Origin of the sequence: Saccharothrix coeruleofusca (genome assembly GCF_014648515.1) — a bacterium.
Classification (GTDB): domain Bacteria; phylum Actinomycetota; class Actinomycetes; order Mycobacteriales; family Pseudonocardiaceae; genus Actinosynnema; species Actinosynnema coeruleofuscum.
Genome location: NZ_BMRG01000003.1, coordinates 774,190 through 775,992, shown reverse-complemented (window position 1 = coordinate 775,992; position 1,803 = coordinate 774,190). Strand labels below are relative to the sequence as shown.

Annotated in this window: 1 protein-coding gene; it reads right to left on the bottom strand. The window is 68.6% G+C overall.

Going from position 1 to position 1,803, the window contains the following annotated elements:
- Window positions 1–501: 501 nt before the first annotated feature.
- Window positions 502–1,776, bottom strand: coding sequence for a tyrosine--tRNA ligase (tyrS, locus tag IEZ00_RS12275; protein WP_189223293.1), 1,275 nt, complete (start codon window positions 1,774–1,776; stop codon window positions 502–504).
- Between the last annotated feature and the right edge of the window lie 27 nt (window positions 1,777–1,803).

The following is a 1,803-nucleotide window of genomic DNA, read 5'->3' as shown; positions in this document are numbered from 1 at the left end:
GGAAAACCTCTTGACGAGGTTCATACAATTTACTGGCTATTCGGCACGCTGTTGAGTTCTCAAAGAACACGCGCTCATCGTCACTCGCCGGGTTCACGGCTCGATCAGAGGCTAGTGCTGTCATTCATGCTTGTGGTGAAACTAGACGCCCTGGTCGGAACGACCCCTGAGGGGTCTCGACTGGGTCTTCCGTTTCGCGGTCACCCACTCTACCACAACCGTGGGAGCTTGGTTCGTGACCTGCCGCACTCCGTTCCGGTTTCCCCGGCCCGTTCCGCGCTGGCAGAGAGAAAGTTACACGCCCGCCAACCTGGGGTCAAATCGGGGGGCACGAGCCGCCGACACGGAGGAAAACCGCAGGTCAAGCACCCCGTGTCGGGCTCACAACCACGGTATCCGACGCACCGCGAGCACAACAGTGTGACCGCGATCACAGAAAGATGTGGCAGCGGCCGTCCACCCAGGTGGGTGGACGGCCGCTGCCGGTCAGGTCTGCGCAGGTCAGACGAGCACCCGCGCGCCCGCGGTGTTGCGCTTGCCCCGCCGGACCACCAGCCACGTGCCGTGCAGCAGGTCCTCCTTGCCGGGAACCCACTCCTCGTCGGTGACCTTCTCGTTGTTCACGTACGCCCCGCCCTCCTTGACGGTGCGCCGGGCCGCGCCGCGGCTGTCCGCCAGGCCGGAGGCGACCAGCAGGTCGACGATGGTCGGCGAATCGGCCAGGCGGACCTCCCCGGTGGGCACCTCGGCCATCGCCGCGTCCAGCGTCGACGGGTCCAGCTCGCGCAGCTCGCCCCGGCCGAACAGCGCCTGGCTGGCGGCGATCACCTGCCGGGTCTCGTGCTCGCCGTGCACCAGGTCGGTGAACTCCTGGGCCAGCCTCTTCTGCGCGGCGCGCAGGTGCGGCGCCTCGGCGGTCTGCCGCTCCAGCTCGGCGATCTCCTCCTCGGGCAGGAAGGTGAACATCCGCAGGTAGCGCAGGACGTCCGCGTCGCCGACGTTGACGAAGTACTGGTACCACGCGTACGGCGAGGTCATCTCCGGGTCCAGCCACACGTTGCCGCCGCCGGTGGACTTGCCGAACTTGCGGCCCTCGGCGTCGGTGACCAGCGGTGCGGTCAGCGCGTGCACCGTCGCGCCGTCGACCTTGCGGACCAGGTCCACGCCGCCGATGATGTTGCCCCACTGGTCGGAGCCGCCGACCTGCAGCTTGGTGCCGAACTTGCGGTGCAGGTGCAGGTAGTCGTGCGACTGCAGCAGCAGGTAGCTGAACTCGGTGTAGGACATGCCGTCGCCGTCGAGGCGGCGCTTGACCGTCTCGCGGGCCAGCATGACGTTGACCGAGAAGTGCTTGCCGACGTCGCGCAGGAACTCCAGCACCGGCAGCTGGCCGGTCCACTCCAGGTTGTTGACCACGACCGCGCCGGTGGGGCCGTCGTCGAACTCGACGAAGCGCTCCAGCTGGCCGCGGATGCGGCCGACCCACTCGGCCACGGTGTCCAGCGGGTTGAGGGTGCGCTCGGCGGTGTCGCGCGGGTCGCCGATCATGCCGGTGGCGCCGCCCGCCAGCACGACCGGCCGGTGCCCGGCGCGCTGGAAGCGGCGCAGCATCAGCAGCGGCACCAGGTTGCCCGCGTGCAGGCTCGGCGCGGTCGGGTCGAAACCGGCATAGAGGGTGAGCGGTCCCGAGTCGAGATCCTTGCGCAGGGCTTCGAGGTCGGTGGACTGCGCGATCAGGCCGCGCCAGGACAGCTCGTCGAGGATGTGCTCGCTCACCCCCCGATTGTCCCCCACCTGGTCCAG